The following is a 22,750-nucleotide window of genomic DNA, read 5'->3' as shown; positions in this document are numbered from 1 at the left end:
AGTTCGAGTCTTACCTGAGGAGCCAGCACAGGATTCATGAAAGTGAATCCTGTTTTTGTCGTAAGTATCTAAAAAATCGGGTCTGTCCCAGATTATGTGGATTGTCCAACATGTTTGACAATCCTACATCCGCTTGCGGAGAGAATCATGAAGAAGGTAGCGCATTTCTGCGTTTTGTGTTAAAGTCGCAAGTGTATATGCGAAGAAGACGGAAAGAGAAGGCAAATGGGGATGTGTCGATTGTGGCGGGGTAGGTGGGTTGCATGTCTCTTTGTGCTATTGCTGATACAAATGTCACTGAGCATGGCGGGTTCGGCTGAAGAGGATCATCGTGGCTACAGCCACGGCGTGAATCTCTTGCAGGTTGGTGATAGGCCGATTTTAGTCTTTTCGAGCAACGGCTACCCGCCCACGACGCCCGGCGAGGAATGGGCGCACGATGTTTTTTGCGCATGGCTTGATCCAGAAAACATCGATAGGCCCATAAAGGCGAAGAAGCTGGTTGATGCCCCGTATGCCCAAGAACCGGCCAGCGCCTGTGTGAACAGCAATGGCGTGATCTTGGTCACGGCCGAGGATCGGCAACATAGCGAGTACCTTGACCAGACATTCGGCTTATGGCACAGCAATCTGCACGAAATCCACGCCTATGGGGAAAAGCTGATGCCCCCGCAGGGCGGGCATTCGGGGCACGCGGCGGCTTCGGGGGACAAGTTTCTCGTCACGTTTTGCGACGGCTGGATTGACGGCGGCGGCGTCGATGGCAACGGAACGGGCGACGACATCTACTGCCGGGTGGTCTATGAAGACGGCACGCAGGGCCTGCTGATGAAGACCAGCGTCGGAAAGTCGCGGGATTGGTGGCCGCTGGTCGCTGGTTCCGATGTGAACTGGCTCCAAGTCTTTCAGCGATACGGAAAGAGGGGCATTGGCGGCGGAACGCTTTATGGGGCGATCACGACGGAAAAGAACGTGGCGAAGCCGATCGCGTTACGAAAGAATATCAAGTACTACAATTACGATGTATGCTATGTCCCAGAGCTTGCGCGATACCTCGTCACCGGTACCGCGATGGACGAGGGCGGCTTTGCCATCCTCATGGATACAAATGGGAAAGTTACGGCGAAGACGACAGGCCTCCCGGAGACCGTGCGAGAAGCGCGAACTGTCACGGGGCGAGTGGGCAATGCACGCATCGCCGTTTACCCCACGCCGGACACGGGCATCGCCATTATGGAGCTGACCGAAACTTCTGTTCGCTTCGTCAAGACATTAAAGGGAACCGTTGAGTGGGACTACATGGGCACGGATGGAATGCTGCGCACTTCCGCTTCGGGTCGTGCCGAAGCGCTGTTTGCGATGGGCACAAAGGCGGGCATTCGATTTGAGCGATTCGATTTGGGTGACCTTTCGGATGAGAGGGGCACAATCTCATTGCGGTTCTACGACCGCCGGGGGAAGGAACTCTCCGCCGCCGCTGTACGGAAGCTATCGAATAACGCAGATGCGGGCTATGACAATGATGCGCTGATCGATCCCGTCACGATGCGCGTGGCGCAGATGAACCCGATCTATGCTTCGGGCACGGGTCTGTCATTCGATGCACTGGAAACGCCGAAGGCGCTGGCGCTGAACTGGCCGACCAAGCCGCACGGGTATTCGCTGGTCGTACTCGACAATGGGGGCAAGGGGTTCTCCGAACGCGGAACCATCAATTTCACCCATCAGGCGGCGCTCGACACGAAGCGGAGGTTGGACGAGGCGCTTAAGGCGAGGCCGGACTACAAACCATCGCGGAAGTTTCAAAAGGCCTATGCCATCGCCGCGGAGAACCTTCGGGCTGCAAAAGATAGCCCCAAGGAATCGATCAGGGGAAAGCTTGGACAACTTGCCCTCGATCAACTCGCCGCCGCTTATGACGCTATGCTGGCGGAATACGGCCCCGCATACGCACAGGCGCGCATGAACTCGTCGGTGCCGTGGATCGGCGTGACAATCGACACGACCGACAACTACAAGAGGAACTGTGACCTAATCGCCGCCATGGCAAATCCCTACGGATGGATCAGGATTGTGTTTGATGCAGGCAATGGGCCGCCCGACTATGAGCAAATGGTGCGGTACGCAAAATCAAAGGGCCTCAAGATATTGGGGCAACCGGTCGATTCCTTTTACGACAAGGAATACACGGTGGAGCAGTACCTTGAGCGATTCAAGGCGTTTATTCGCGCCTTTCCCGAGATTGACACCTGGGAGATTGGCAACGAGGTGAACGGAAGCTGGCTGACCGATTCCATTGCGGAAAAGGTCGCGAGGACGGCCGATTATGTACACAACACGGCGAAAAAGAAGACGGTGCTGACGCTCTTCTGGCAGATCAACACCGGTTCGAAGGAGTGCGCCCTGTTCAACTGGGCGGCGAGCAATCTCTCGCCCGCCACAAGGCAGAACATCGATGTGGCGCTCATCTCCCTCTACCCCGAGCAAGCGCCGATGGGTCTCGCCTTCGATCAAGTGATGAATCAGATGAGGGCTGAATTCCCCAAGGCCCAAATCGGGATCGGTGAGCTGGGGTATTGGGAACCGGAACAACAGTATTGGTGGGCCTACGACAAATCGAGTCCCAACAAGGCGGCAAGGCACGCTGTCTTGAAGCAATACTACAACGCGGCGCTGGGCTATCGTGGGAGCGTTGGCGGCGGCTTTTGGTGGGACTTCCGCGAGCAGTTTCCGCGCGACAAGGCAATGACAGACATCATCCGCGCACTGAGGGATCGGCTTGGGACGGACTAGAGCATACGGCCCGTTATGCAGAATGGACCGCAGATACTTTCATGCACAAAAACATGAGAATCCCTGCGTTTTTCACTTTCTAAAGAGGTGTGGTATCGTTCTTCAATTTGGCAGGGTGTGAGCATTCAGGGCGTATTCAAACGCGCAATCTGCCGATCGGGACGTTTTGGGCAGTATGTTTGAGAGGAATATCCGCGTCAATCGCCAGGAACTTGTCGATGGGAAATCCCTTTATCATAAAAATGTTAGAAGCCGACGGATCGACACGACGCCGCTTTCAATTGATACGGACGACGCCTTTTCGGAATCAGCCATGCCTGGAATGATGGAGCAAATCAAGAATGGCTACCCGGTAGCGCGTGTTCGCGCTTATGTTGATACCCTGCTTGATGTGTTTCTGACCATCATGTATAATGCTGGAAAACAACGACGGAAGGCGTACTTACGACGGTACGTCTGGGAAGGAACGAATACCTGTGAAGCTAAGAAAGAAAAGGCGCAGGCTGATGGGCGTACTGATTGCGATCATGCTGGCGCTCATCATGCTGGCATTGAACCCGACACTGCGGGTACAGACGTACAAAGTGAAGTCGGAGAAAATGACGGGCGCGGTGCGCATCGTGCTTGTCACGGATCTGCACTCCTGCAGATACGGGGACAATCAGGCCGACTTGATCCGGGAGATTGCCGAACAGAATCCGGATATCGTCTTGCTCGGTGGCGATATCTTCGACGACATCTTGCCCAACGATCGTGCGGAACAGCTGCTTAAGGGAATTGCCGACAAATATCCCTGCTACTATGTCACCGGGAATCACGAATACTGGAGCGGGAACATCGACGGAATCTTGGATCTGGTTCGGTCGTATGACGTGACGGTTTTGAATGGGACGTATGATACAATTGAGGTGAACGGGCAGAAAATCAACGTCTGCGGGGTAAGCGATCCGGATGTCGTTTCTTACACAGAAACGGCAGTTGGTACAAAGGAACAACTGAAGATGCTGAAGGACGTGCAAGAAAACGGTGAGTACACCATTTTGCTCGCGCATCGCCCGGAGGAGATCGAGCGCTATTCGGAGTATGGCTTTGATCTCGTGCTCTCAGGCCACACACACGGTGGTCAGTGGCGATTGCCCGGAATCGTCAACGGCCTGTTTGCTCCGAATCAGGGATGGTTTCCCAGGTACGCCGGGGGGAAATATCTCGTGAATGGCACATGGCTGATCGTCAGTCGCGGACTGGCGAGAGAAAGCACGCGAATTCCGAGAATCTTCAATCGGCCGGAACTGGTCGTCGTCGATCTGGAGAGCGCGGGGTGAGAGGAAGCTATCGTGGTGCGGATATACGATATGTTCCTGGGAGCACCTTTTTATACCGCTATACACACTCCGGATGGTCATGAGGCTGCTGGGGATTGCATTGGCCGCGTTCTTACGCGCTGCGATCGTGGCGGGACTGGCGTTTGGCGGGTTGATGGCGCTGATGCTCGGCGCCATGTAAAGCAGTTTCAAGAGTTTCGGCATCGCTATGTGGTTCGCAGGCCCGCTGTATGGAGGTGTGATCTTCGGCTGCGCGATATTCATTGCGATCGTACGCCGCCGGTGAACCGACCTCGACCCGCTGGATTGTTTTCGTGAACAATACCAGAACCGAACCTGAGGAGCCACGATCAAACGTTAGGTTTGATATGAATGAAGCCTTCGTAGAAATGCGAGGGCTTTGTCGTGCTTTGGATTAAATATGGAGCCAATCGGAGTTTGGGTCAGCTGAGTTTTGCCGTACGGCTGGATAAGCACAACAAGCGGCCGACGCCGTTTGGGCGTCGGGTGCGGGCACGGCTGGCAGGCGTACCGGGTGTACGCAAATAGCCTGCCGATCGGGGCGCAAATCCGCTACTGGCAGGAATCCGCGCTGGCCGATAAGCTGGGCGTGCCAGTCATGACGCTGTACCGCTGGGAGCGGGACTACGTCGAGTACCTGATGCACGACCGGCGCAACATCATATCCCAACTCGCCCGCCTCCCCTGCCGCACCGTGCGGTACCGAACCGCCAGGACGAAAACCCACTCGCCCGATGAGCGCGTTAATGATTTCGATTGGTATAAATTCTCCGAAACTTCATTGACATTTGCCGCCGCTTGCCATATAGTTAGCTAGTGGAGTGATTAACCGGTTGACCAATGGGGATATGGAGGAGGTGGCTCGATGGCCGTGGCCAATTTGGATGCGCGGGAGAATCTGTATTTGCAGATCGCGCGGTCCATTGAGGACGATATTCTATCCGGGACGCTCAAGGAGGAGGAGAGCATTCCCTCCACCAACCAGTTTGCGCAGTTCTATGCGATCAATCCGGCGACGGCGGCAAAGGGGGTGAACCTGTTGGTGGACGAAGGCATCGTATACAAGAAGCGCGGGATCGGGATGTTCGTGGCTCCCGGTGCGGTGCAAAAGCTGACCGGCAAGCGCCGGCAGGTGTTCTTGAGCGAGACGCTGCCGGCGATCCTGCGGGAAGCCGCGCGGCTGGGCATCGACCGGCGGCAGCTGCTCGCGCAGATTGAAAAAACACCGGTCCAAGGATAAAGGAGGACGCGATATGACGACCAATCCCACCGTCAGCGTGGAAAACATCACCAAGCGCTTCGGGCACACCCTCGCGCTGGACGACGTGAGCCTTTCGTTTGCGCCCGGACAGGTGACCGGGCTGCTGGGCCGCAACGGCGCGGGGAAGACCACGCTGCTTGAAATCATCCACGGCCAGAATTTTGCCGACCGGGGTCGGGTGATGCTGGACGGCGAGCCGATCCCGGAAAACGCGCACGCGCTGAACCGGCTGTGCCTGATTCGGGAAAAGACACCCTATCTCAAAGAGTATCGCGTGCGCGAGGTGCTGGCGCTGTGCCGGGACTTGAACCCCAACTGGGACGCGGCCTATGCCGACCGGCTGCTGGAACGATTTGAATTGGATGTGAAGAAGCGCGTGAAGCAGCTGAGTCGGGGCATGGAATCCAGCCTCGGGCTGATCGCGGGGCTTGCCTGCCGCACGCCGGTGGTGATGTTCGACGAGCCCTCGCTGGGGCTGGACGCGGTGGCGCGCGAGGCGTTCTACGACGAGATCATCCGCGATCTGCCCGAGCACCCGCGTACCGTCGTGATCTCTACCCATCTGATCGACGAGGTGAGCCGGCTGTTCGAGCGGGTGGCGCTGATCGACGCCGGGCAGATGCTGTACGACGGGGAGCTCGCGGAGTTGCTGGAGGGCGCGCGTTACGTCAGCGGGCCGAAGGAACAGGTGGACCGGGCCGTCGCCGGGTTGAAGATTCTGCACGACGACCAACTGGGCGGCACAAAGGTAGTCTGCGTGAAGGGCACGCCGCGAGAAGTGGACGGCGTAAACATCGAGGGTGTGCCGCTGCAAAAGCTGTTTGTGTACCTGACGCAGGAGAGACGCGCGCAGGCCGGGAAGGGGGGTGCGGCATCGTGAGGATTGGCGTGATACTCAAGTATTATCTCAAGGGCGTACTGGGCAGAAATCTCATGATTATGGTGGGCGCCTATTCGCTGTTCGCGCTGGGGATCCCGCTGATGGTCGCCGCGCTGGTGAGCACGCCGGACACGATCAGCGCGTCGGACATCTTTCCCTCGGCGGTGGTCTACATGTGTATCTCTGCCGGCATCTATGTCGTCCAGTATGGCCGGATGCACATCGCGTTGGGCACGACGCGCAAGGAGGTCTGGGCGGGCCAAGTCGTGCTGGGCACGGCGATTCTCGGGGTGGCGACGGTGGCTTTGAGCTTGCCGGCACAATGGCTGACGACGGCCATCGGCAACGGGCTGGCCCGGTTGATGGGGCTGTCGGTCCGGCTCGGCAACGCGACGATACAGGAGATTATGTTCGGCGGTGCGCCGTGGGGGGTGCGCGTGTTGCTGCCCGCCGCCATCGCCTTTGCGCTGCTTGCCATAACGCAGTGCATTACCCTGCTCTTCCAACGCTGGGCTAAGCCGATGCTGCTGGTTTCGCTGTGCCTGGGCGCGCTGTTTACCTGGTGCGCGCTGTCGCATACCGAAGCGCTCGCCAGAGCGATGGCCGGTTTCTTTGGCGGGGATAAACTGATGCTGGCCGGGAAGCTGGCGCTCGTGGGCGTGGCGTTCCTGGCGGCGAGTTATATCCCGCTGCGGCGATTGACAATGAAGGGATGAGGAGCGGGCAATCCGTGGGGGGGCGATCCGAGATCGCCCCCCCACAAACGGGTTGCGATGTGCCGTCTGTTCGTGCTATAATTTGGATGGTAAAGGAGTGAAGATTGTGAAGAAGCTCATACGCTCGATGCTCGGTATTGCAATGGCGGTCACGTTGTTCGGGGGCAATGCTATGGCCGTGCTGGCGCAAGCGCCCTCGCTCAAGGACGACTTCTACGACGCCGTAAACGCCGAATGGTATGCCTCCGCCGAGATTCCGGCGGATAAGCCCTCGACCGGCGGATTTATGAATCTGGTGGATGGCGTGGAAAAGGCTCTGATGGCGGATTTTGCCGCCATGCTCGGCGGAGAAAAGCAGCCGGGCAACGAGCAGTTATCCCAATTCGTCGAATTCTACCGCCTGGCCTCCGATTTTGAAACCCGCGATGCCGCGGGCGGCAAACCGCTTTTGCCTTTTATGGAGCGGGTGGAGCACCTCGAAAGTCTCGAGGATTTTGCCGGCCAATTAAAGGAATGGATGCTTGAGGGGATGCCTGCGCCCTTCGGCGTTTTCGTCGAGGCCGACATGGGCAATGCCGCCATCCATGCGCTGTATATCGCAGACCCCGGCCTGTTCCTGATGGATAAGTCCTATTACGCGGACGAGCAGACCAAGGCCGCGCTGCAGGGCGCTTATGCGCAGATGTCGACCAAGTTGCTGGTGATGGCGGGCAAGACGGAGGCGGAGGCCGAGGAAATCGTCCGGCAGGCCCTGGCGTTCGACGAGAGCCTCGCGCCCTATACGAAGAGCGCCGAGGAAGCCAGCGACTATACCAAGATGTACAACCCCATGAATTTTTCGGAATTCGACGCGCAAATCAAGTCCGTAAATTTCTCCGCGCCGATCGAGGAATTGCTTGGCGAAGTTCCGGATAAAGTCATCGTCGCCAACCCCGATTACTTCGCCGCGTTCGATGCGCTGGTCAATGACGGGACGTTCCCGGCAATGAAGAGCTGGATGCTGGTGAATACGGTCAATGCCTTCGCGTCCTACCTCAGCGACGGCTTCCGCGTGGAGGCGGGCAGTTTTAGCCGCATGCTTTCCGGTGTCGCCGAGGCCGCTTCGCGCGAGAAGAGCGCCTATTATCTGGCCGCGGGCACGTTCAGCGAACCGGTGGGCATCTACTACGGCCAGACCTATTTCGGCGAGCAGGCCAAGCAGGATGTAAGACATATGGTGGAGGCGATCATCGACACCTACAAGGATCGCCTGTCGGCCAACGTTTGGCTCTCGGATGATACCCGCGCGACCGCAATCAGCAAGCTTACCGCCATGGCCATCAACGTCGGCTATCCGGACGCGGCCCGTCCGATCTACAGCCAGATTCAAATCAAGCCGGCGGCGGAGGGCGGCACGCTGATCGACAACGCGATGGACATCACTCGCCTGATGTTGCTCGACAGCTTCAGCAAGTGGAACAAGCCCGTGGATCGCGGCCTGTGGCCACTCTCCGGGGACACGGTGAACGCGATGTATTCTCCGATGAACAACAGCATCAACTTCCCGGCCGCCATCCTGCAAGCCCCATTCTACAGCCTGGAGCAGCCCGCCTGCGCGAATTACGGCGGCATCGGCGCGGTGGTCGCGCATGAGATTTCTCACGCGTTCGACCCCAACGGCGCCAAGGTTGACGAACTGGGCAACCTGAAGAACTGGTGGACGCAGGCGGATTACGCGAAATTCGAGGAGCTTTCCCAGGACATGGTAAAGGAGTTCGACGGGCTCGAGCATGCCGGCGGTGTGGTCAACGGCACGCAGACCATGGCGGAAAACGTGGCCGACGCGGGCGGGCTCGCCTGCGCGCTGGAAGCGGCCAAGCGGGAAGCGGAGGTGGATTTGAAGGCGCTGTTTACCAGCTGGGCGACGATCTGGCGGCAAAAGGCCACGCCGGAATACGAGGCGCTGCTGCTGACATTGGACGTTCACGCGCCCAGCAAACTGCGCGCGAATATCCAGCTGCAAAACATGGATGATTTCCATGCCGCTTTTGACATCCGGGAAGGGGATGGCATGTACCGCGCGCCCGAGGAACGGGTGATAATCTGGTGAACTAACACCAACACCCGCACAGCCGGCACAGCAACTGCGTCGCGCACAGCCCCAGGCATACCCGGCCCATGTCCATCGTGGGCATGGTGAATTCGCGCCCAAACTCTTGGTACTGATACGCGCCGTGCTGCAATTGGTCGAGCAACCGCCGGTATTCGAAGTTGTTCGGCTCCATGCGCGCGGCGCGTTCGGCGTGGGCCGCCGCCTCCACGCGGTTGCCCAGAGCGGCGTTTGCGATCGCGCTGTAATAATACCAGCGCGCGGTGCGCTCGTCAATTTGGCGCAGCACGCCCAGCGCCTCTTGGTAGTAGCCGGCGTTGATGTAGTTGCGCGCGGCCTGCATGCGAGAGGACTCCTGCGAGCCTGCGTGGGCCTGGCCGGCGTAGCCGCCATAGGCCCCGTAGCCGCCGTAGCCCTGGCCCGTGGCCGCGCCCTTGTCGCCCTTCATGATCTGGGTGTAGGCCTCGTTGATCTCCTTCATCTTGGCCTCGGCGTAGGGCGAGGAGTTGTTGAGGTCGGGGTGATATTTCTTGGCCATCCGCTTGTAGGCGGCCTTGACCTCGTCGTCGGACGCGCCCTCGGACAGGCCCAGCACCTTGTAGGGATTGTCGATCATTCGTTTGCCCCCTTCCCGCCGCGCTCACGGCGGATGGCCTCGTATCTGGTCCATACGCCCGAGTACAGGATGTTGCGCAGCAGGCCCAAATCGTCGACCAGCGGCAGTTGCTCAAACGCCACCGTGCCCTCGCCCAGCAGCAATGTAAGGTACGACTTGACGCGCGCGTCGAAGTCGGGCTCGTCCGCGAGACCCAGAAGCGGGTTGTAGCGATTTTTCTTGCGGTCGGCCTGAAGATCGTCGTAGGCGTCGAGCAGGTAGATAAACCGGCCTAACGCCGAGCCCAGCTGGCGCATGGCGTCGCTCCATATGTCCTTGCGGTAGACGAACAGCTCGCCGAGCGTCTCGCCGAACGCATTGGCGGGCGGGTCGATCTCGCGTACGCCGGCCCGCTCGAGCTCGGTCAGTTGCGTCAGTCCCCGCTGCACTGCCTGCGTCTGGCGCGGGTAGAGCTTTTCGACGCGCGCGCAACCCCCCTTGAGCAGCTGCGACTGGGTGCGCGCGGTCAGGCTCTTGTCGTCGCGCCAGTCGTCCAGCGCCTTGTGATAGGCCAGCACGACGGTCATGTCGGCCGCGTAGTCGATCAGGGCGTTTTCCAAATAGGGGCGGGGCCCCATGGGGTGCGCCACGCAGCGCGCCGCGCCCGAGCGCGTATCGGGCTCGTAGAGCGAAGTCAGCAGCAGCGCAAGGAAGGTCATGTCGTAGCTCAGCGCCAGCTGGCTGAGCGCGCCGTAGCGCTGGCCGAGCGCGCGGCACAGCCCGCAATAGAACGCGGAAAAGCGCGCGACTTCCGCGTCCTGAAGCGTCTCCTTGTTGATGAGAACATACCCAAACATACTAGGCCCGCTTTCTGAACGCGTGTCCGCAGCGCCCGCAGGTCATGGTGACCTCGCCCTTGCCGCGCGGCAGGCGCAGCTTGGCGCGGCACTGGGGGCAATCGAAATAGAGATAGGTCTTGCGGTTCTTGAAGCGCGTCCACGCCTGCCGGATCTGCGCGGACAACGAGCCCACGTGCTTTACATACCAAGCGTTCTCGCGGTAGCGCCGTTCGTGGTTCTTCGAGAAGATGCGCACGAGCGCGAAGACCAGCATCGCCATCGACAGGATGCCCAGCGCGCCCGCGCGCGGGATCAAAAGCGTCAGCACGTTGAGCGCGATCGCCGTATAGACAAGCGCCAGCGACAGCTGATCCGCGCCGTGCCGTCCGCTCATGAAGCGCCGCACGGCCATTATGATTTTATCGAACATCCGCATCCTCATTCACCTCAGAGCCATCCTACACCACGCATTTGTCGAGCATATGTCGGAGGGTTTAATCTTCATAAGTATAATGTGCCGCACGGACAATTGCAATCGGCGGCGGCGAAAAGTTCATTGAAAAAGGCTTGCCGGGGCATGAGGAGGGACCTATAATGAAGAGGCGCATCGGCGCTTCCTTCAACATACTGATACGAGGAGGTCTCCCATGAACCCGCAAGCAATTGTCCTGAAGGCGCTTCAAAACGCTTTGGTCGTGCCCGCGTTCAACATTCCGCACCTTGACATGATGCGGCCCATCGCCCAGGCGGTGGCCGACGAGCGCTCGGTCGCCATGATCCAGGTGGCGCGGCTCGAATGGGTGAAGTTCGAGGCCGAGAGCCTTGAGCGCGTGGCCGAGGAATACGCGCGGCATCACAAGCCGGGCTATACGCTGCTGCACCTCGACCATGTGCCGGTGATCGACGAGGATCACCTCGAGGTCGATTACATGGACATTCTGGCGCGCGCGATCGCGGCGGGCTACCAGTCGCTGATGGTGGACGGCTCGCGCCTGTCGCTTGAGGGCAACATCGCGGCCACCGCGCGCGCCGCCGAGCTGGCGCACAAAGCGAAGGTACCGATCGAGGCCGAGTTGGGCGCGGTGATGGGGCACGAGACCAGAGAGCAGTCGATCCCGTACGAGGAGATATTCGAGAAGCGGCTGGGCTTTACCGAGGTCGACGATGCGCTGCGCTTTGTGCGCGAGAGCGGCTGCGACTGGCTGAGCGTGGCCGTGGGCAGCGTGCACGGCGCGATCGCCGACAACCTGCTGGACAAGAAAAAGCCGGCGGCGCGGCTGGACATCGGGCGGATCGAGGAGCTCGAGCGCGCGCTGAATATCCCGCTCGTGCTGCACGGCGGCTCCGGGATCGAGCGGGACTACATCCGGCGCGGCATCAGGGCCGGCATCGCCAAGATCAACGTGGGCACCGAGCTGCGCCAGCCTTACGAAGCCGCCGTCAAGGAAGGCAAGAGCGTGACGGCGGCGCAGGACAGGGTGTACGACCGCTGCCGCGAGCTGATCCGCGACTTCCTGCAAACCAGCGGCGACGCTGCGGTGCTGGCGGGCGCCTGCGACGCGTGAAATGTGCCCGTAGGGCAAATTTCACTTCGCTGTGGTCTGCCCAAGCCCCCACGCTCATAGGCTTGAAAGGCGAGAAGCCTTCGGCTACCGGGCGAGGAGGATTTGTATGGACAGACAGGCGGACATGTACCGGGATATCGCCGGGCGCTTAGGCGGCGATATTTACATCGGCGTGGTGGGCCCGGTGCGCACGGGGAAATCCACGTTCATCAAGCGCTTCATGGAGACCATGATCCTGCCGGGCGTCGAGGGGGAGCAGAGACGCTCGCGCATGGTCGACGAGCTGCCGGTGAGCGGCGCGGGCAAGACCATCATGACCACCCAGCCGCAATTCATCCCCGGCGAGTCGGCCTCGATCGCGCTGCGCGACCACGCGGGTGTGCGCGTGCGGCTGATCGACTGCGTGGGCTACCTGATCCAGGGCGTGCTGGGCACGCAGGAGGGCGAGGCGGCGCGCATGGTGCGCACACCCTGGTTCGAGTACGACATTCCATTTGAAAAGGCCGCCGAGGTGGGCACGCGCAAGGTCATCAGCGACCACGCGACGCTGGGCGTGGTGGTCACCACCGACGGCTCGATCACCGAGCTGCCGCGCGCGGGCTACGTCGAGGCCGAGGAGCGGGTAATCCGCGAGCTCAAGGCGCTCGGCAAACCCTACGCGGTGGTGCTCAACTGCCGCGAGCCCGACAGCGACGCGGCCCGGCGGCTGGCGGCATCGCTGACCGAGAAGTATGACGCGCCGGTCGTGGCGATGAATGTGAACGAGATGGATCAATCGGGCGCGACCGCGCTGATGGAGCAGCTGCTGTTCGAGTTCCCGCTGACGCAGGTCTTTTTGCGGTTGCCCGCCTGGGTGGGCGCGCTGCCGGGCGAGCACTGGCTGCCCGCCGCGCTGTACGAGCGGGCTGTTCAGGCCGCGCAGGGCATGCGCAAGGTGCGCGATCACGAGCGCCTGCGCGCGGCCTTCGCCGAGGGACCGTACACCTTGGGCGCGGAGCCCTCCGAGATTCGGCTGAACGAGGGCGCGGCCGACTACGTGGTGCGCTTGACCGACGGGCTGTTCTATCAGGTGCTGGGCGAGGCCAGCGGCCAGCAGGTGGACGGCGAGGAGCACCTGCTCAAGCTGATGACCGAGATGACCCAGCTAAAGCATGCCTACGACCGGGTAGCCGAGGCGCTCCAGTCGGTGGACGAGACCGGCTACGGTCTGGTCGCGCCCTCGGTGTCGGAGCTCAAACTCGAGCAGCCCGAGATCGTGCGCCAGGGCGGCAAGTTCGGCGTGCGGCTGCGCGCCAGCGCCCCGTCGCTGCACCTGATTCGCGTGAACATCGGCGCCGAGGTCAGCCCGATCGTGGGCACCGAGCAGCAGTCGGCCGAGCTGGTCAAGTACCTGCTCAGCGAGTTTGAGACCGACCCGTCGAGCATCTGGGAGACCAACATGTTCGGCAAACCCCTGTCGGAGCTGATGCGCGAGGGGCTGTCGGGGAAGCTGACGCGCATGCCGGGTGAGGTGCAGATCAAGCTCAAGGACGCCATCACCAAGATCATCAACGAGGGCAGCGGCGGCATGATTTGCATCCTATTATAGCCGGTCGCGCGAAGCACCTTTGGCTGAACGGGGAGGGCGTTGACCCTCCAAACCCTCCCGGGGGTTGCGGAATATCGATGGACTTGCTTTTTCATGAGATACCGTATATAATAAAGGCGTCAGGCGAACCTGTAAACGAGGAGGTACGCACTATGAAACTGATCATCGCCATCGTACAGGATGAGGACGCCTCCCGCTTGATCGGAAACCTTATGGACGACGGATACGGCGTCACCAAGCTGGCCACGACCGGCGGTTTCCTGCGCGCGGGCAACACCACGCTGTTGGTGGGCGTGGACGACGAGAAGTACGAAGGCGCGATGGCCGTCATTGAGAAGGTATGCAAGTGCCGCAAGCAGATGGCGTCCTCGCCCATCCCGGTCGCCGGCTCCACCGGCGTATACGTGCCCTATCCGATCGAGGTCACCGTGGGCGGCGCGACGATCTTCGTGCTGAACGTCGAGCAATTTGTCAAGATATGACGCGGTCACGCGCGTCCGGCTGCATGAATCGATTCCGAGTCGGCCGTGCGGCGGCCCGCCCTTGGTTGGAATCCGCTTGCACCCGCAAAGCCCGCACATAGGATCGAACTTGGAGGGTGCGGCCCTCCAAATCTCCCGAAGAAACGGAGTGCCATGCGACGGTTTGACGACTTTTACGGTTGCGATGCCCTGATCGGGCGGCTCAAAGGCGTGGCGGGCGAACCCGTGCACGCCTATCTGTTTTGCGGGCCCGAGGGCACCGGCAAGCGGACGCTTTCTGCAATCTGCGCGCGCGCGCTGAACTGCGCGGGTGCGGGGGAGAGGCCCTGCGATGGTTGCCCGTCCTGCAAGCGATACCTCGCGGGCACGCACCCCGATCACATCGTGCTGGCCTCCGACAAGGCGATCGGCGCCAGCGAGGTGCGCGCGGCGCTCGAGCGGCTGTCGATCAGATCCTACGAGGGCGGGCGGCGCACGGTGATCGTCGAGCACGCCGACCGCATGACCGCACAGGCTCAAAATGCGCTGCTCAAGACGCTCGAGGAGCCGCCCGAGGGCGCGGTGTTCTTCCTGCTGGCCGAGCGCACGGCGGGGCTGCTGCCGACGGTTAAATCGCGCGTACGACTGATCCGGTTCGCGGAGCTTTCGCAGGACGCGCTCACGGATGCGTTGATCCGGCTGGGTCATGCGCCCGAACGCGCCGCGCAATTGGCCGAAATCGCGGACGGCTCGGTGGGGAAGGCGCTCGCGCTGGACAAAGACGGGGACTACTGGGCGCTGCGCGAGCGGGTGACGCGTTCCCTGTCCGCGCTGCACAGGCCCGCCGACGTGGCGGACGCGTTCGCGCTGATTAAGGACGACAAGGCCGAGGCCCGGCGGGCGCTTGAGGTGATGGAACAGGCGGCGCGCGCGCGCATGCGGGGCGGGGAAGAGATCGGGGCGCGGCTGCTGCAAGGCGTTATGCGCGCGCGGAAGATGCTTCAAAGCAACGTAAGCTGGCAGTCGGCCGTCGAAATGCTATACTTCGATTTGGCTAGACCCTAATGCTTGGAGGATTACACCCATGACGACGGTGATCGGCGTCCGCTTCAAGAAGGCGGGCAAGGTATATTATTTTGACCCCAGCGAGGTGTGGCCGAAGGCGGGCGACCAGGTGGTGGTCGAGACTTCGCGCGGCGTTGAATTGGGCGAGGTGATCGCGGGCGCGCGCGAGGTGGACGACGATCAGATCGTTTCCCCGCTCAAGAAGGTAATCCGCGTGGCCACGCCCGAGGACCTGCGCCGCGCCGAGTTCAATCGGGACCGCGAGCAGGAGGCGCGCCGCGTCTGCCACGAGCGCATCCAGCACCACCAGCTCGAGATGAAGCTAGTCGACGTGGAGTATACATTCGACGGCTCCAAGATCATCTTCTACTTCACCGCCAACGGGCGCGTCGACTTCCGCGAGCTGGTCAAGGATCTGGCGTCCGTGTTCAAGATGCGCATCGAGCTCAGGCAGATCGGCGTGCGCGACGAGGCCAAGATGCTGGGCGGGCTGGGTTCTTGCGGCCGGCCGATCTGCTGTGGCGCGTTCCTCGGCGATTTCCAGCCGGTGTCGATCAAGATGGCCAAGGAGCAGAACCTGTCGCTCAACCCCACCAAGATATCCGGCCAGTGCGGGCGGCTGATGTGCTGCCTCAAGTACGAGCAGGATCACTACGAGGCCGCGCTCAAACGGCTGCCTCGCGTCGGGCGCGAGGGGATGACGCCCGACGGCCCCGGCACGATCCTCGACATCAACGTGATCCGCGAAAGGGTGCGCGCGCGCGTGCGCGGCGAGGGCGACAGTTACGACGTGCGCGAGTACCCGCTCGAGGAGGTCAGCAAGCTCCAGCACGCGGGCGAGGGCGGCGAACAGCGCCAGCATCAGCCGCAGCAGGGCCAGCCGCAAAGCGGTGAAGCCGGACCGCAGCAAAGGAGCAAGCCCCGGCCGCCCAAGGACTCGCAGCCAAAACCAGGCGGCGCAAAGGGGCACAAGGAGGCCGCGCAGGACGGCGCGAAGGACAGCGCCAAGGACGCCGCGCCCGACAAGCCCGAGCGGCCGCGTCGGCGCTCGACCCGGCCCAAGGCCCCCAAGCAGAGCACCGAGCAGTACTTCGACAAGCTGAGTAATCCCTCGCGACCGGCTGCGGCCGCCCGCGAGGGAACTGGCGACGGGGAACCGGATTGCTGAATTTCCCGAGGGAACCCCAGGCGGCGGCAGAATAGATCAGCGGCTGCCTGGGCACAATCCGGTTGCGGGAACCGCCTGCAAGCCGGGGCGGGATGCGTGAAGGGCTGCGGCCCTTTAAACCTCTCGGGGTTTTCGTGATCGGGACCGCGGCGGCGGATTCGCGTAACCCGTAAAATTTTGGCCGAAAAAGCGCCAAAAAGCCCTTGCCGAAGCGCGCGGGTTGTGCTATAATTGTTCTTAGCCCAAGAATGAGGCCCCTTGGTTGGTCCGTATCCCTCCGGTGGTGATTCTACCGACGACAGGACGGGAAGCTCAGGGAAGGTCGCGGTAGGGCACATCATATTAGGAGGGTTTTTCCCATGTTTGAAGACAAGACCTTGACTTGCCGCGAGTGCGGCGCGGAGTTCGTGTTCACCGCTTCCGAGCAGCAGTTCTATGCCGATAAGGGCTTTCAGAACGAGCCCGGTCGTTGCCCCGGCTGCCGCGCGAACCGCCGCGCCAACAACGGTCAGGGCCGTGGCGACCGCCCCATGTACGACGTCGTATGCGACAGCTGCGGCCGCGCCACCCAGGTGCCGTTCCAGCCGCGCGGCGATCGTCCGGTGTACTGCCGCGACTGTTTCGACACGCAGCGTCAGGGCAGCCGCTATTAATCGGCTGTAACAGGCAATCAAAACAGCGCATCGACAAGGTGCGCTGTTTTTTACGCGCCTTTGCCCTTGATTTGCGCCCGGGGAATGGGTATAATAGATGGAAGAGAACGGATGGAGGAGATGTTAATATGGCACTGGTTACTTCTACCGAGATGTTTAAGAAGGCCTACGCGGGCGGCTACGCCATCGGCGCGTTCAATGTCAACAATATGGAGATCATCCAGGGCATCACCGAGGCGGCGATGCAGGAGAAGGCCCCCCTTATTCTGCAGGTGTCCTCGGGTGCGCGCAAGTATGCCAAGCATGTGTACCTGATGAAGCTGATCGAGGCGGCGCTCAAGGACGCCGAGGAGAGCGCGGGATTCGACCTGCCCATCTGCGTGCACCTCGACCACGGCGATACCTTCGAACTGTGCAAGAGCTGCATCGACGGCGGCTTTACTTCGGTCATGATCGACGGCAGCCATCACAGCTTTGCCGATAACATCAAGCTGACGCGCCAGGTCGTCGAATATGCGCACGATCACGGCGTGGTGGTCGAGGGCGAGCTGGGCCGCCTGGCCGGCATCGAAGACGCGGTCAACGTGTCCGCCGAGGACGCCAGCTACACCCGCCCCGGGGAGGTCGAGGAATTCGTCTCCAAGACCGGCGTCGACTCGCTGGCCATCGCGATCGGCACCAGCCACGGTGCGTATAAGTTCAAGCCCGGCCAGAAGCCGCAGTTGCGCTTCGACATCCTGGACGAGATCACCCGCCGCCTGCCCGGCTTCCCGATCGTGCTGCACGGCGCGTCGTCGGTGGTGCCCGAGTATGTCAAGATGATAAACGAAAACGGCGGCAAGATGCCCGACGCCATCGGCATCCCGGAAGAGATGCTGCGTCAGGCGGCCCGCTCGGCGGTCTGCAAGATCAACATCGACTCCGACCTGCGCCTGGCGATGACCGGCACGATCCGCCAGTACTTCGCCGAGCATCCGGATCACTTCGACCCGCGCCAATACCTCAAGCCCGCGCGCGAGAACATCCGCAAGATGGTGCAGCACAAGCTGGTCAACGTGCTGGGGTGCAACGGGAAGGCGTAATACAGCGATTGCATGAGACTAAGGGGGCCGCGGCACCGGGAAGGGCGCTGCGGTCCCCGCTCCATTCCCCCCCAGGAGGGGAATGAAAAGGGCCGCGCACCAAGGAGGGTACCCATGCTCCAAATCAGACCGATGACCCAATCCGACTGGCCGCGCGTGGCCGATATCTTTCAGCAGGGGATCGACGCGGGCAACGCGACCATGCACGTTTCCGTGCCCAGCTACGAGGCGTGGGACGTCTCGCGCGAGCGCGTACCGAGGCTGGTCGCCGAGATCGACGGGCGGGTCATGGGCTGGACCGCGCTGTCCGCGGTCAGCGCGCGGCCCTGCTACGCGGGCGTCAAGGAGCTGGCGATCTACGTGGACGCCGGGGCGCGCGGCCGGGGCGTCGGGCGGGCGCTGCTCGAAGCGCTGATCTTGGAAAGCGAACACCTCGGCATCTGGATGCTCGAGGCGCACATCTTCGAAGAAAACGAGGCCAGCCGCATCCTGCACGAGCGTTGCGGGTTCCGGATGGTCGGCTACCGCGAACGGATCGGCTTCGACGGGCGCGGCGTGTGGCACAACACGCTGCTGATGGAGCGGCGCAGCCGCACGATCGGGATCAATTAAAGCTGCGCCCCCACGCGCTCGATCGCGCGCTCGGCGGGCAGATAATCGGTGAGCGCCCACACGATCGCGCCCATGACGGGCGGATGGTCGGTGACCGTGAAGCGCAGCGGACGATCGCCGGCCAAGGAAGTCGCCTTGCGTTTAAGCGCGTCCACCAGCGCGGGGTTGCTGCCCTTGACGTACACGGAACCGGCCAGCGCCACGTCCACCGGCTCGCCTGCGGGGAAGGGCAGCCGATCAAGCAGGCCCACGATCGCCCTGGCGCTGTCCTCGCCGGTCGCCTCGAGCAGCTGAAGGGACACGGCGTCGCCGCGGTCGGCGGCTTCGAACAGCATCTGGCCCATCTCCGACAGCATCAGCGTCCCGGCGTCGAGCTGCTCGATCAGCGCGTCAAGGAAGTCCTCGTCGCGCGTAACGCCCAGCCGCCGCTTCAGCATGGGGCAGAGCAGGGTCTGCGCACCCCGCTTGAAAAGGCTGGCGTAAACCGTGCCGGCCACCACCTCGCCCAGGTGACCGCCGCCCCCCATGTCGCATGTCAGCCCGCCGCAGCCTCCAATTTGCAGCATGACCGAGCCTACGCCGATGCCTGCGACCGTGCAGCCCGAGCCGTTGATCGCCCCGATGCCGCAGCCGGTCGGGCTTACCGCCTTGATCGGCAGGTAGGCGTCGTTGACGACCAGCGGATGCTTGACGCCCAGCCGCCCGCAGATCGCACGGATGCTCGCGCGCTGCCGCGCCGTGTCCGCGCCCGACATGCCGAACACGCCGCGCACAAGACCTTCTATGGACAGTTTGTTGCGCTTGAGCGCCAAAGCGACCAGCGCGCGCATTTCCCGCTCCAGCTGTTCAAACCCGCCGTCCATGTTCTCGTGGTTGAGCGGGCCCCAGGGTACGAAGTCGATGCGCGCGCCACTGAGGTCGAACAGCGCGAGGTGGCTCTTGCTGCTGCCCGCGTCCAGGCCCATCACGAAGCCGTTCATGTCATGCGCCCCCACTACTGAAAATTGGGCAGCCACTGCCGGTTCGCCTCGAGCATCTCGCCCAGCGCGCCGCCGGCCCGTTCGTAGTCGCCGATCAGGGGATGGGTGAGGAGCGCGGCGAGCGCGACGTCGCGCTCGCCGGTCAGCGCGGCTTGGACCGTCAGCTTTTCGTAGGCCTTGACGGCGCGCATCAGCGCGACGATGTGCGCGTTCACCGGCGCGCTCGGCGCGATAGGCACGACATCGTCCCGGCTGATCTCGCAGGGGATCTCCACCACGTCGTCCGCGTCCATGAAACTGAGCGCGCCGCGGTTGCGCGTATTGACCACCTGCCGATCGTGGCTGTCCAGGTGGATGGCGTTGATAAGGTTCACGGCGGCGGTCGAGTACAGCGCGCCTCCGCGCTTGGACAGCGACTCGGGCTTCTCGGAGAGGTTGGGATCGGCGTACTGGTCGAGCAGGTTCCGCTCGATCACGCGGCATTCCTCGCCGCGGCTGAGCTTGGCCGACAGGCACTTCTCGAGATGCGCCTCGCGGTTGTAGTAGTAGCCGAGGTAGCTGGACGGAATCGCGCCCACCGCGCGCAGCAGCGGCTCGGGCAGATCAACCTGCGGGATGTTCGCCATGCCGCGCCCGGTCGAGAACGCGCCCGGCGTCAGCAGCTCGCGGCCCTCGAGCCGAACCGACGTGATCCAGCTCAGGTGATTGAGCCCCACGTAGTCGTAGTCGAAGTCGCGGCCCTGCGTCATTTCATTGCGCACGTCGGCGAGCATGTTGATCGGGCAATTGCACAGGCCCAGCATCCGGACGGAGGTATGCCCAAGCACCGCCTCGGCCAGGATGCCCGAGGGGTTGGTAAAGTTGACGAACCAGGCGTTCGGGCAGCGCCGTTCGATCTCCCGCGCGATGTCCATCACCGGGCCCACGGTGCGCAGCGCCTGCATGAAGCCGCCGATGCCGGTGGTCTCCTGGCCGAGCAGGCGGTACTTGAGCGGCAGCTTCTCGTCCAGGATGCGCGCGTCCAGCCCGCCCACGCGGATCTGAGCGATCACGTAGTCGGCGCCGTCGAGCGCCAGCCCCAGATCGTCGGTCTGAATGAACCGGCCCTTGAAGAGCGACTTTTCGAGCATCCGACCGACCAGGCCGGCGACCACGCCCATCTTCTTGAGGTTCACATCCATGAAGCACAGCGTTTTGATGGGCAGTGTGGCGCGTCGGGCAATCAGTCCCTCCGCGATCTCCGGGGTATAGGTGCTGCCCGCACCGATGACGGTCAATTTTAGCCCTTTCATAGGTTCATCTCCCATTCCAACAGGCTCGGGCGGCCGCAGGTCGCCCCTAAGGCAATCCGCGGCGGGCGGATACAATCCGCCCGCCCTGATTATACCATCGCCGTGTTATTTCTTATCCCAGTTTGAGGTATCGATGACCAACTCGGTGGCCAGTTCGCCCAGCCGATCCACCTGCGCGTTGTCGAGCCGGGTCGTGAACTCATCCCACACCGCGTCGAACTTGTCGGGCGCAGCGCTGACGGCCATGGACAGGTACTGCGCGGCCAGCGCGTTGCACTCGTTCTGCAGGATGCTGAACTCGCTGTCGGCCGGCTGGTTGTCGAAAATCAGCCAGGCCTGGCCCCACCTGGACTCCTTGAACACCTCGGGCTTGGGGAACAGGTCCTTCCAGGTGCGCACGCCGTAGGCGGCCAGCGCTTCCTTGGCCTCGGGGGAGTAGCGCTCGATCAGCGATTCGTCGTCGGCGCGCGGCACCATCCAGTAGCCGTCCGCGTCCTTGACCGCGCCCAGCGCCGGCCAGGGATAGGTCATATTCCCGATACCGGTCTTCAGGATGTAGTCGGTGGTCTGCTGATCGTCGGTGCGGGTGGGTTTGCGCATGCCGTCGCGGATCTCCCAGTCCTCGCCCTCAAAGCCCCAGTTGGTCAGGATTTGCGTCTCCGGGCGGCACAGGTAGTCGAGGAACTGCACGGCGCGCACGGGATCGGGGCAGTTGGTGGTCACGCCCACGCCGTTCTTGAAGATGTGGGCGTAGGGGCGGTAGGCCGGGTGCGGGATGTCCCGGCTCAGCGTGACCGGGAAGCGCGCGTAGGTGCGCTCGGCCTTGCCCTCGTTGCGCAGGATGTTCTCGGCCTCCGCATACTCCCAGTCGCCGTCGGTCAGCGCCAGTACGCGGCCGCTGGCGATCTTGGCCAGGTACTCGTCGTGGGTCTGGGTGAACGCGTCGGGATCCAGCAGGCCCTCGGCATACAGGCCGTTCAGGAAGCGGTAGTATTCCTTGATCTCGGGCTTCGCGTAGGCGTAGATGGTCTTCATCGTGTCGGGATCGATGAAGTAGTTGCCGTCGTCCGGCCCGCCTGAGGCGCGGATGCCCGGGTTAATCAGCGTGATGTAGTAGCGCCAGCCCTCGCCGCAGGTCAGCGTCAGGCCGATCGTGGGCTGGCCGTCGATCGTGGGGTGCTTCGCCTTGTACTGGCGGATGGCGTCGGCATACTGATCCAGCGTGCGGATCTCGGGATAGCCGAGTTCCTTGACCACGGCCAGCTGCAGCTCGAAGCTGTCTTCCGGGTCCTTCGTGGGGTTGATCGGATGCACGAAGTCCTGACCCAGGTAGTAGATGTGGCCGTCCTTGTCCTTGAGCGAGTCGAAGTACTTGCCGTAAAGCGCCTTGATGTTGGGCCCGTGCTCCTCGATCAGCGGCGCCAGATCGATGTAGGCGTCGGCCTCCAGGAAGCTGTACAGGTGCGAGCGGGAGAATACGAAGTCCGGGAAGCTGCGGTCGGCTACCATCAGCGTGACCTGCTCGGACACGTCGCCCACGCCGAAGTTGTACTTGATCGTGACGCCGGTGTCCGCGGTGATCTTTTTGGATACGGTGCCCTGGAAGCCCTCCTCGACGCGGTTCTCCTGCGCGTCCTCGATGTAGATCGTGAAGGTGATGGGGTCCTTCGCGGTCTGCGCGAAGGCTGGCGCCATGCCGCAAATCAGCAGCACGGCCAGCAACAGGCTTACGATGTTCCGGGTCTTACACATGTGTCATCCACCTACT

Annotated in this window: 21 protein-coding genes and 1 pseudogene; 16 read left to right on the top strand and 6 right to left on the bottom strand. The window is 62.2% G+C overall.

The features are described 5' to 3' along the window. Positions 1 to 303: 303 nt before the first annotated feature. The 8 genes and pseudogenes from ACH6CV_RS12815 (at position 304) to ACH6CV_RS12780 (ending at position 9,082) form a co-directional block, all read left to right on the top strand. Positions 304 to 2,793 carry a hypothetical protein gene (locus tag ACH6CV_RS12815; protein ID WP_456358595.1) on the top strand — a complete coding sequence of 830 codons (2,490 nt, stop codon included), beginning with the start codon at positions 304 to 306 and terminating at the stop codon, positions 2,791 to 2,793. 163 nt (positions 2,794 to 2,956) lie between these two features. Beyond that, positions 2,957 to 3,172 (top strand): annotated as a pseudogene (locus tag ACH6CV_RS12810) (Wadjet anti-phage system protein JetA family protein); the annotation flags it as partial. A 127-nt stretch (positions 3,173 to 3,299) separates the two neighbouring features. Next, a complete protein-coding gene (locus tag ACH6CV_RS12805; RefSeq protein WP_456358594.1) occupies positions 3,300 to 4,115 on the top strand; it encodes a metallophosphoesterase in 816 nt (271 codons plus the stop codon). A gap of 535 nt (positions 4,116 to 4,650) precedes the next feature. Continuing rightward, entirely contained in the window at positions 4,651 to 4,953 is a 303-nt protein-coding gene (locus tag ACH6CV_RS12800) for a hypothetical protein (RefSeq protein WP_456358593.1), read from the top strand. 48 nt (positions 4,954 to 5,001) lie between these two features. Beyond that, positions 5,002 to 5,376: a GntR family transcriptional regulator gene (locus tag ACH6CV_RS12795; RefSeq protein ID WP_456358592.1), complete on the top strand. Its 375-nt coding sequence runs from the start codon at positions 5,002 to 5,004 to the stop codon at positions 5,374 to 5,376. Positions 5,377 to 5,389: 13 nt separating this feature from the next. Then, a complete protein-coding gene (locus tag ACH6CV_RS12790; protein WP_456358591.1) occupies positions 5,390 to 6,277 on the top strand; it encodes an ABC transporter ATP-binding protein in 888 nt (295 codons plus the stop codon). Then, a complete protein-coding gene (locus ACH6CV_RS12785) occupies positions 6,274 to 6,993 on the top strand; it encodes a hypothetical protein (RefSeq protein WP_456358590.1) in 720 nt (239 codons plus the stop codon). The genes ACH6CV_RS12790 and ACH6CV_RS12785 overlap by 4 nt, the downstream gene beginning before the upstream one ends. Before the next feature lie 142 nt (positions 6,994 to 7,135). Continuing rightward, the gene (locus tag ACH6CV_RS12780) at positions 7,136 to 9,082 is read left to right on the top strand and encodes a M13 family metallopeptidase (RefSeq protein ID WP_456358596.1); all 1,947 of its coding nucleotides are present in this window, start codon (positions 7,136 to 7,138) and stop codon (positions 9,080 to 9,082) included. A gap of 1 nt (position 9,083) precedes the next feature. Here ACH6CV_RS12780 and ACH6CV_RS12775 read toward each other — a convergent pair whose 3' ends face one another. From ACH6CV_RS12775 to ACH6CV_RS12765, 3 genes are read right to left on the bottom strand one after another with little or no spacing between them, the layout of a single operon-like run. Continuing rightward, complete coding sequence (locus ACH6CV_RS12775; RefSeq protein WP_456358589.1) at positions 9,084 to 9,698, bottom strand: J domain-containing protein; 615 nt, start codon at positions 9,696 to 9,698, stop codon at positions 9,084 to 9,086. Continuing rightward, on the bottom strand, positions 9,695 to 10,534 hold the full coding sequence (locus ACH6CV_RS12770; protein WP_456358588.1) for a DUF5685 family protein: 840 nt from the start codon (positions 10,532 to 10,534) through the stop codon (positions 9,695 to 9,697). Before ACH6CV_RS12770 ends, ACH6CV_RS12775 begins: the two co-directional genes overlap by 4 nt. Before the next feature lies 1 nt (position 10,535). Further along, positions 10,536 to 10,946, bottom strand: a complete 411-nt coding sequence (locus tag ACH6CV_RS12765) for a hypothetical protein (protein ID WP_456358587.1) — start codon at positions 10,944 to 10,946, stop codon at positions 10,536 to 10,538. Positions 10,947 to 11,163: 217 nt separating this feature from the next. On the opposite strand from ACH6CV_RS12765, the gene ACH6CV_RS12760 reads away from it, so the two are divergent. From ACH6CV_RS12760 to ACH6CV_RS12725, 8 genes are all read left to right on the top strand, one after another. Next, positions 11,164 to 12,081, top strand: a complete 918-nt coding sequence (locus ACH6CV_RS12760; RefSeq protein WP_456358586.1) for a class II fructose-bisphosphate aldolase — start codon at positions 11,164 to 11,166, stop codon at positions 12,079 to 12,081. Between the two features lie 106 nt (positions 12,082 to 12,187). Continuing rightward, positions 12,188 to 13,669 carry a stage IV sporulation protein A gene (gene spoIVA / locus ACH6CV_RS12755; protein ID WP_456358585.1) on the top strand — a complete coding sequence of 494 codons (1,482 nt, stop codon included), beginning with the start codon at positions 12,188 to 12,190 and terminating at the stop codon, positions 13,667 to 13,669. A gap of 152 nt (positions 13,670 to 13,821) precedes the next feature. After that, positions 13,822 to 14,151 (top strand): cyclic-di-AMP receptor, encoded by a 330-nt coding sequence (locus ACH6CV_RS12750; RefSeq protein ID WP_456358584.1) that lies wholly within the window; start codon positions 13,822 to 13,824, stop codon positions 14,149 to 14,151. 153 nt (positions 14,152 to 14,304) lie between these two features. Further along, positions 14,305 to 15,195: a DNA polymerase III subunit delta' gene (holB, locus tag ACH6CV_RS12745; RefSeq protein ID WP_456358583.1), complete on the top strand. Its 891-nt coding sequence runs from the start codon at positions 14,305 to 14,307 to the stop codon at positions 15,193 to 15,195. Between the two features lie 19 nt (positions 15,196 to 15,214). Then, the gene (gene ricT, locus ACH6CV_RS12740; protein WP_456358582.1) at positions 15,215 to 16,363 is read left to right on the top strand and encodes a regulatory iron-sulfur-containing complex subunit RicT; all 1,149 of its coding nucleotides are present in this window, start codon (positions 15,215 to 15,217) and stop codon (positions 16,361 to 16,363) included. 359 nt (positions 16,364 to 16,722) lie between these two features. Then, complete coding sequence (locus ACH6CV_RS12735) at positions 16,723 to 17,016, top strand: zinc-ribbon domain containing protein (RefSeq protein WP_456358581.1); 294 nt, start codon at positions 16,723 to 16,725, stop codon at positions 17,014 to 17,016. A 128-nt stretch (positions 17,017 to 17,144) separates the two neighbouring features. Beyond that, positions 17,145 to 18,098, top strand: coding sequence for a class II fructose-1,6-bisphosphate aldolase (gene fba / locus ACH6CV_RS12730; RefSeq protein ID WP_456358580.1), 954 nt, complete (start codon positions 17,145 to 17,147; stop codon positions 18,096 to 18,098). 114 nt (positions 18,099 to 18,212) lie between these two features. Beyond that, positions 18,213 to 18,710 (top strand): N-acetyltransferase family protein, encoded by a 498-nt coding sequence (locus ACH6CV_RS12725; protein WP_456358579.1) that lies wholly within the window; start codon positions 18,213 to 18,215, stop codon positions 18,708 to 18,710. Here ACH6CV_RS12725 and ACH6CV_RS12720 read toward each other — a convergent pair. The 3 genes from ACH6CV_RS12720 to ACH6CV_RS12710 form a co-directional block, all read right to left on the bottom strand. Continuing rightward, positions 18,707 to 19,690 (bottom strand): hypothetical protein, encoded by a 984-nt coding sequence (locus ACH6CV_RS12720; RefSeq protein ID WP_456358578.1) that lies wholly within the window; start codon positions 19,688 to 19,690, stop codon positions 18,707 to 18,709. The two genes, ACH6CV_RS12725 and ACH6CV_RS12720, sit on opposite strands and share 4 nt — an antisense overlap. Positions 19,691 to 19,704: 14 nt before the next feature. Continuing rightward, positions 19,705 to 20,982: a 6-phospho-beta-glucosidase gene (locus ACH6CV_RS12715; protein ID WP_456358577.1), complete on the bottom strand. Its 1,278-nt coding sequence runs from the start codon at positions 20,980 to 20,982 to the stop codon at positions 19,705 to 19,707. A gap of 105 nt (positions 20,983 to 21,087) precedes the next feature. Continuing rightward, positions 21,088 to 22,734 carry an extracellular solute-binding protein gene (locus tag ACH6CV_RS12710; protein WP_456358576.1) on the bottom strand — a complete coding sequence of 549 codons (1,647 nt, stop codon included), beginning with the start codon at positions 22,732 to 22,734 and terminating at the stop codon, positions 21,088 to 21,090. Between the last annotated feature and the right edge of the window lie 16 nt (positions 22,735 to 22,750).

The organism is Anaerozeibacter quisquiliarum, assembly GCF_051162045.1.
Taxonomy (GTDB): Bacteria; Bacillota; Clostridia; order Christensenellales; family Aristaeellaceae; genus Anaerozeibacter; species Anaerozeibacter quisquiliarum.
Note: the sequence above shows the minus strand (reverse complement) of the source record. Positions and strands in the feature narration are given on the sequence as shown.

What these genes read in the sequence shown, in the direction of transcription:
- ACH6CV_RS12815 (WP_456358595.1), top strand. Translation starts at nt 304, where the DNA reads ATGGCGGGTTCGGCTGAAGAGGATCATCGTGGCTACAGCCACGGCGTG.
- ACH6CV_RS12805 (WP_456358594.1), top strand. Translation starts at nt 3,300, where the DNA reads ATGGGCGTACTGATTGCGATCATGCTGGCGCTCATCATGCTGGCATTG.
- ACH6CV_RS12795 (WP_456358592.1), top strand. Translation starts at nt 5,002, where the DNA reads ATGGCCGTGGCCAATTTGGATGCGCGGGAGAATCTGTATTTGCAGATC.
- ACH6CV_RS12790 (WP_456358591.1), top strand. Translation starts at nt 5,390, where the DNA reads ATGACGACCAATCCCACCGTCAGCGTGGAAAACATCACCAAGCGCTTC.
- ACH6CV_RS12780 (WP_456358596.1), top strand. Translation starts at nt 7,136, where the DNA reads ATGGCGGTCACGTTGTTCGGGGGCAATGCTATGGCCGTGCTGGCGCAA.
- ACH6CV_RS12775 (WP_456358589.1), bottom strand. Translation starts at nt 9,698, where the DNA reads ATGATCGACAATCCCTACAAGGTGCTGGGCCTGTCCGAGGGCGCGTCC.
- ACH6CV_RS12770 (WP_456358588.1), bottom strand. Translation starts at nt 10,534, where the DNA reads ATGTTTGGGTATGTTCTCATCAACAAGGAGACGCTTCAGGACGCGGAA.
- ACH6CV_RS12765 (WP_456358587.1), bottom strand. Translation starts at nt 10,946, where the DNA reads ATGTTCGATAAAATCATAATGGCCGTGCGGCGCTTCATGAGCGGACGG.
- ACH6CV_RS12760 (WP_456358586.1), top strand. Translation starts at nt 11,164, where the DNA reads ATGAACCCGCAAGCAATTGTCCTGAAGGCGCTTCAAAACGCTTTGGTC.
- spoIVA (WP_456358585.1), top strand. Translation starts at nt 12,188, where the DNA reads ATGGACAGACAGGCGGACATGTACCGGGATATCGCCGGGCGCTTAGGC.
- ACH6CV_RS12750 (WP_456358584.1), top strand. Translation starts at nt 13,822, where the DNA reads ATGAAACTGATCATCGCCATCGTACAGGATGAGGACGCCTCCCGCTTG.
- holB (WP_456358583.1), top strand. Translation starts at nt 14,305, where the DNA reads ATGCGACGGTTTGACGACTTTTACGGTTGCGATGCCCTGATCGGGCGG.
- ricT (WP_456358582.1), top strand. Translation starts at nt 15,215, where the DNA reads ATGACGACGGTGATCGGCGTCCGCTTCAAGAAGGCGGGCAAGGTATAT.
- ACH6CV_RS12735 (WP_456358581.1), top strand. Translation starts at nt 16,723, where the DNA reads ATGTTTGAAGACAAGACCTTGACTTGCCGCGAGTGCGGCGCGGAGTTC.
- fba (WP_456358580.1), top strand. Translation starts at nt 17,145, where the DNA reads ATGGCACTGGTTACTTCTACCGAGATGTTTAAGAAGGCCTACGCGGGC.
- ACH6CV_RS12725 (WP_456358579.1), top strand. Translation starts at nt 18,213, where the DNA reads ATGCTCCAAATCAGACCGATGACCCAATCCGACTGGCCGCGCGTGGCC.
- ACH6CV_RS12720 (WP_456358578.1), bottom strand. Translation starts at nt 19,690, where the DNA reads ATGAACGGCTTCGTGATGGGCCTGGACGCGGGCAGCAGCAAGAGCCAC.
- ACH6CV_RS12715 (WP_456358577.1), bottom strand. Translation starts at nt 20,982, where the DNA reads ATGAAAGGGCTAAAATTGACCGTCATCGGTGCGGGCAGCACCTATACC.
- ACH6CV_RS12710 (WP_456358576.1), bottom strand. Translation starts at nt 22,734, where the DNA reads ATGTGTAAGACCCGGAACATCGTAAGCCTGTTGCTGGCCGTGCTGCTG.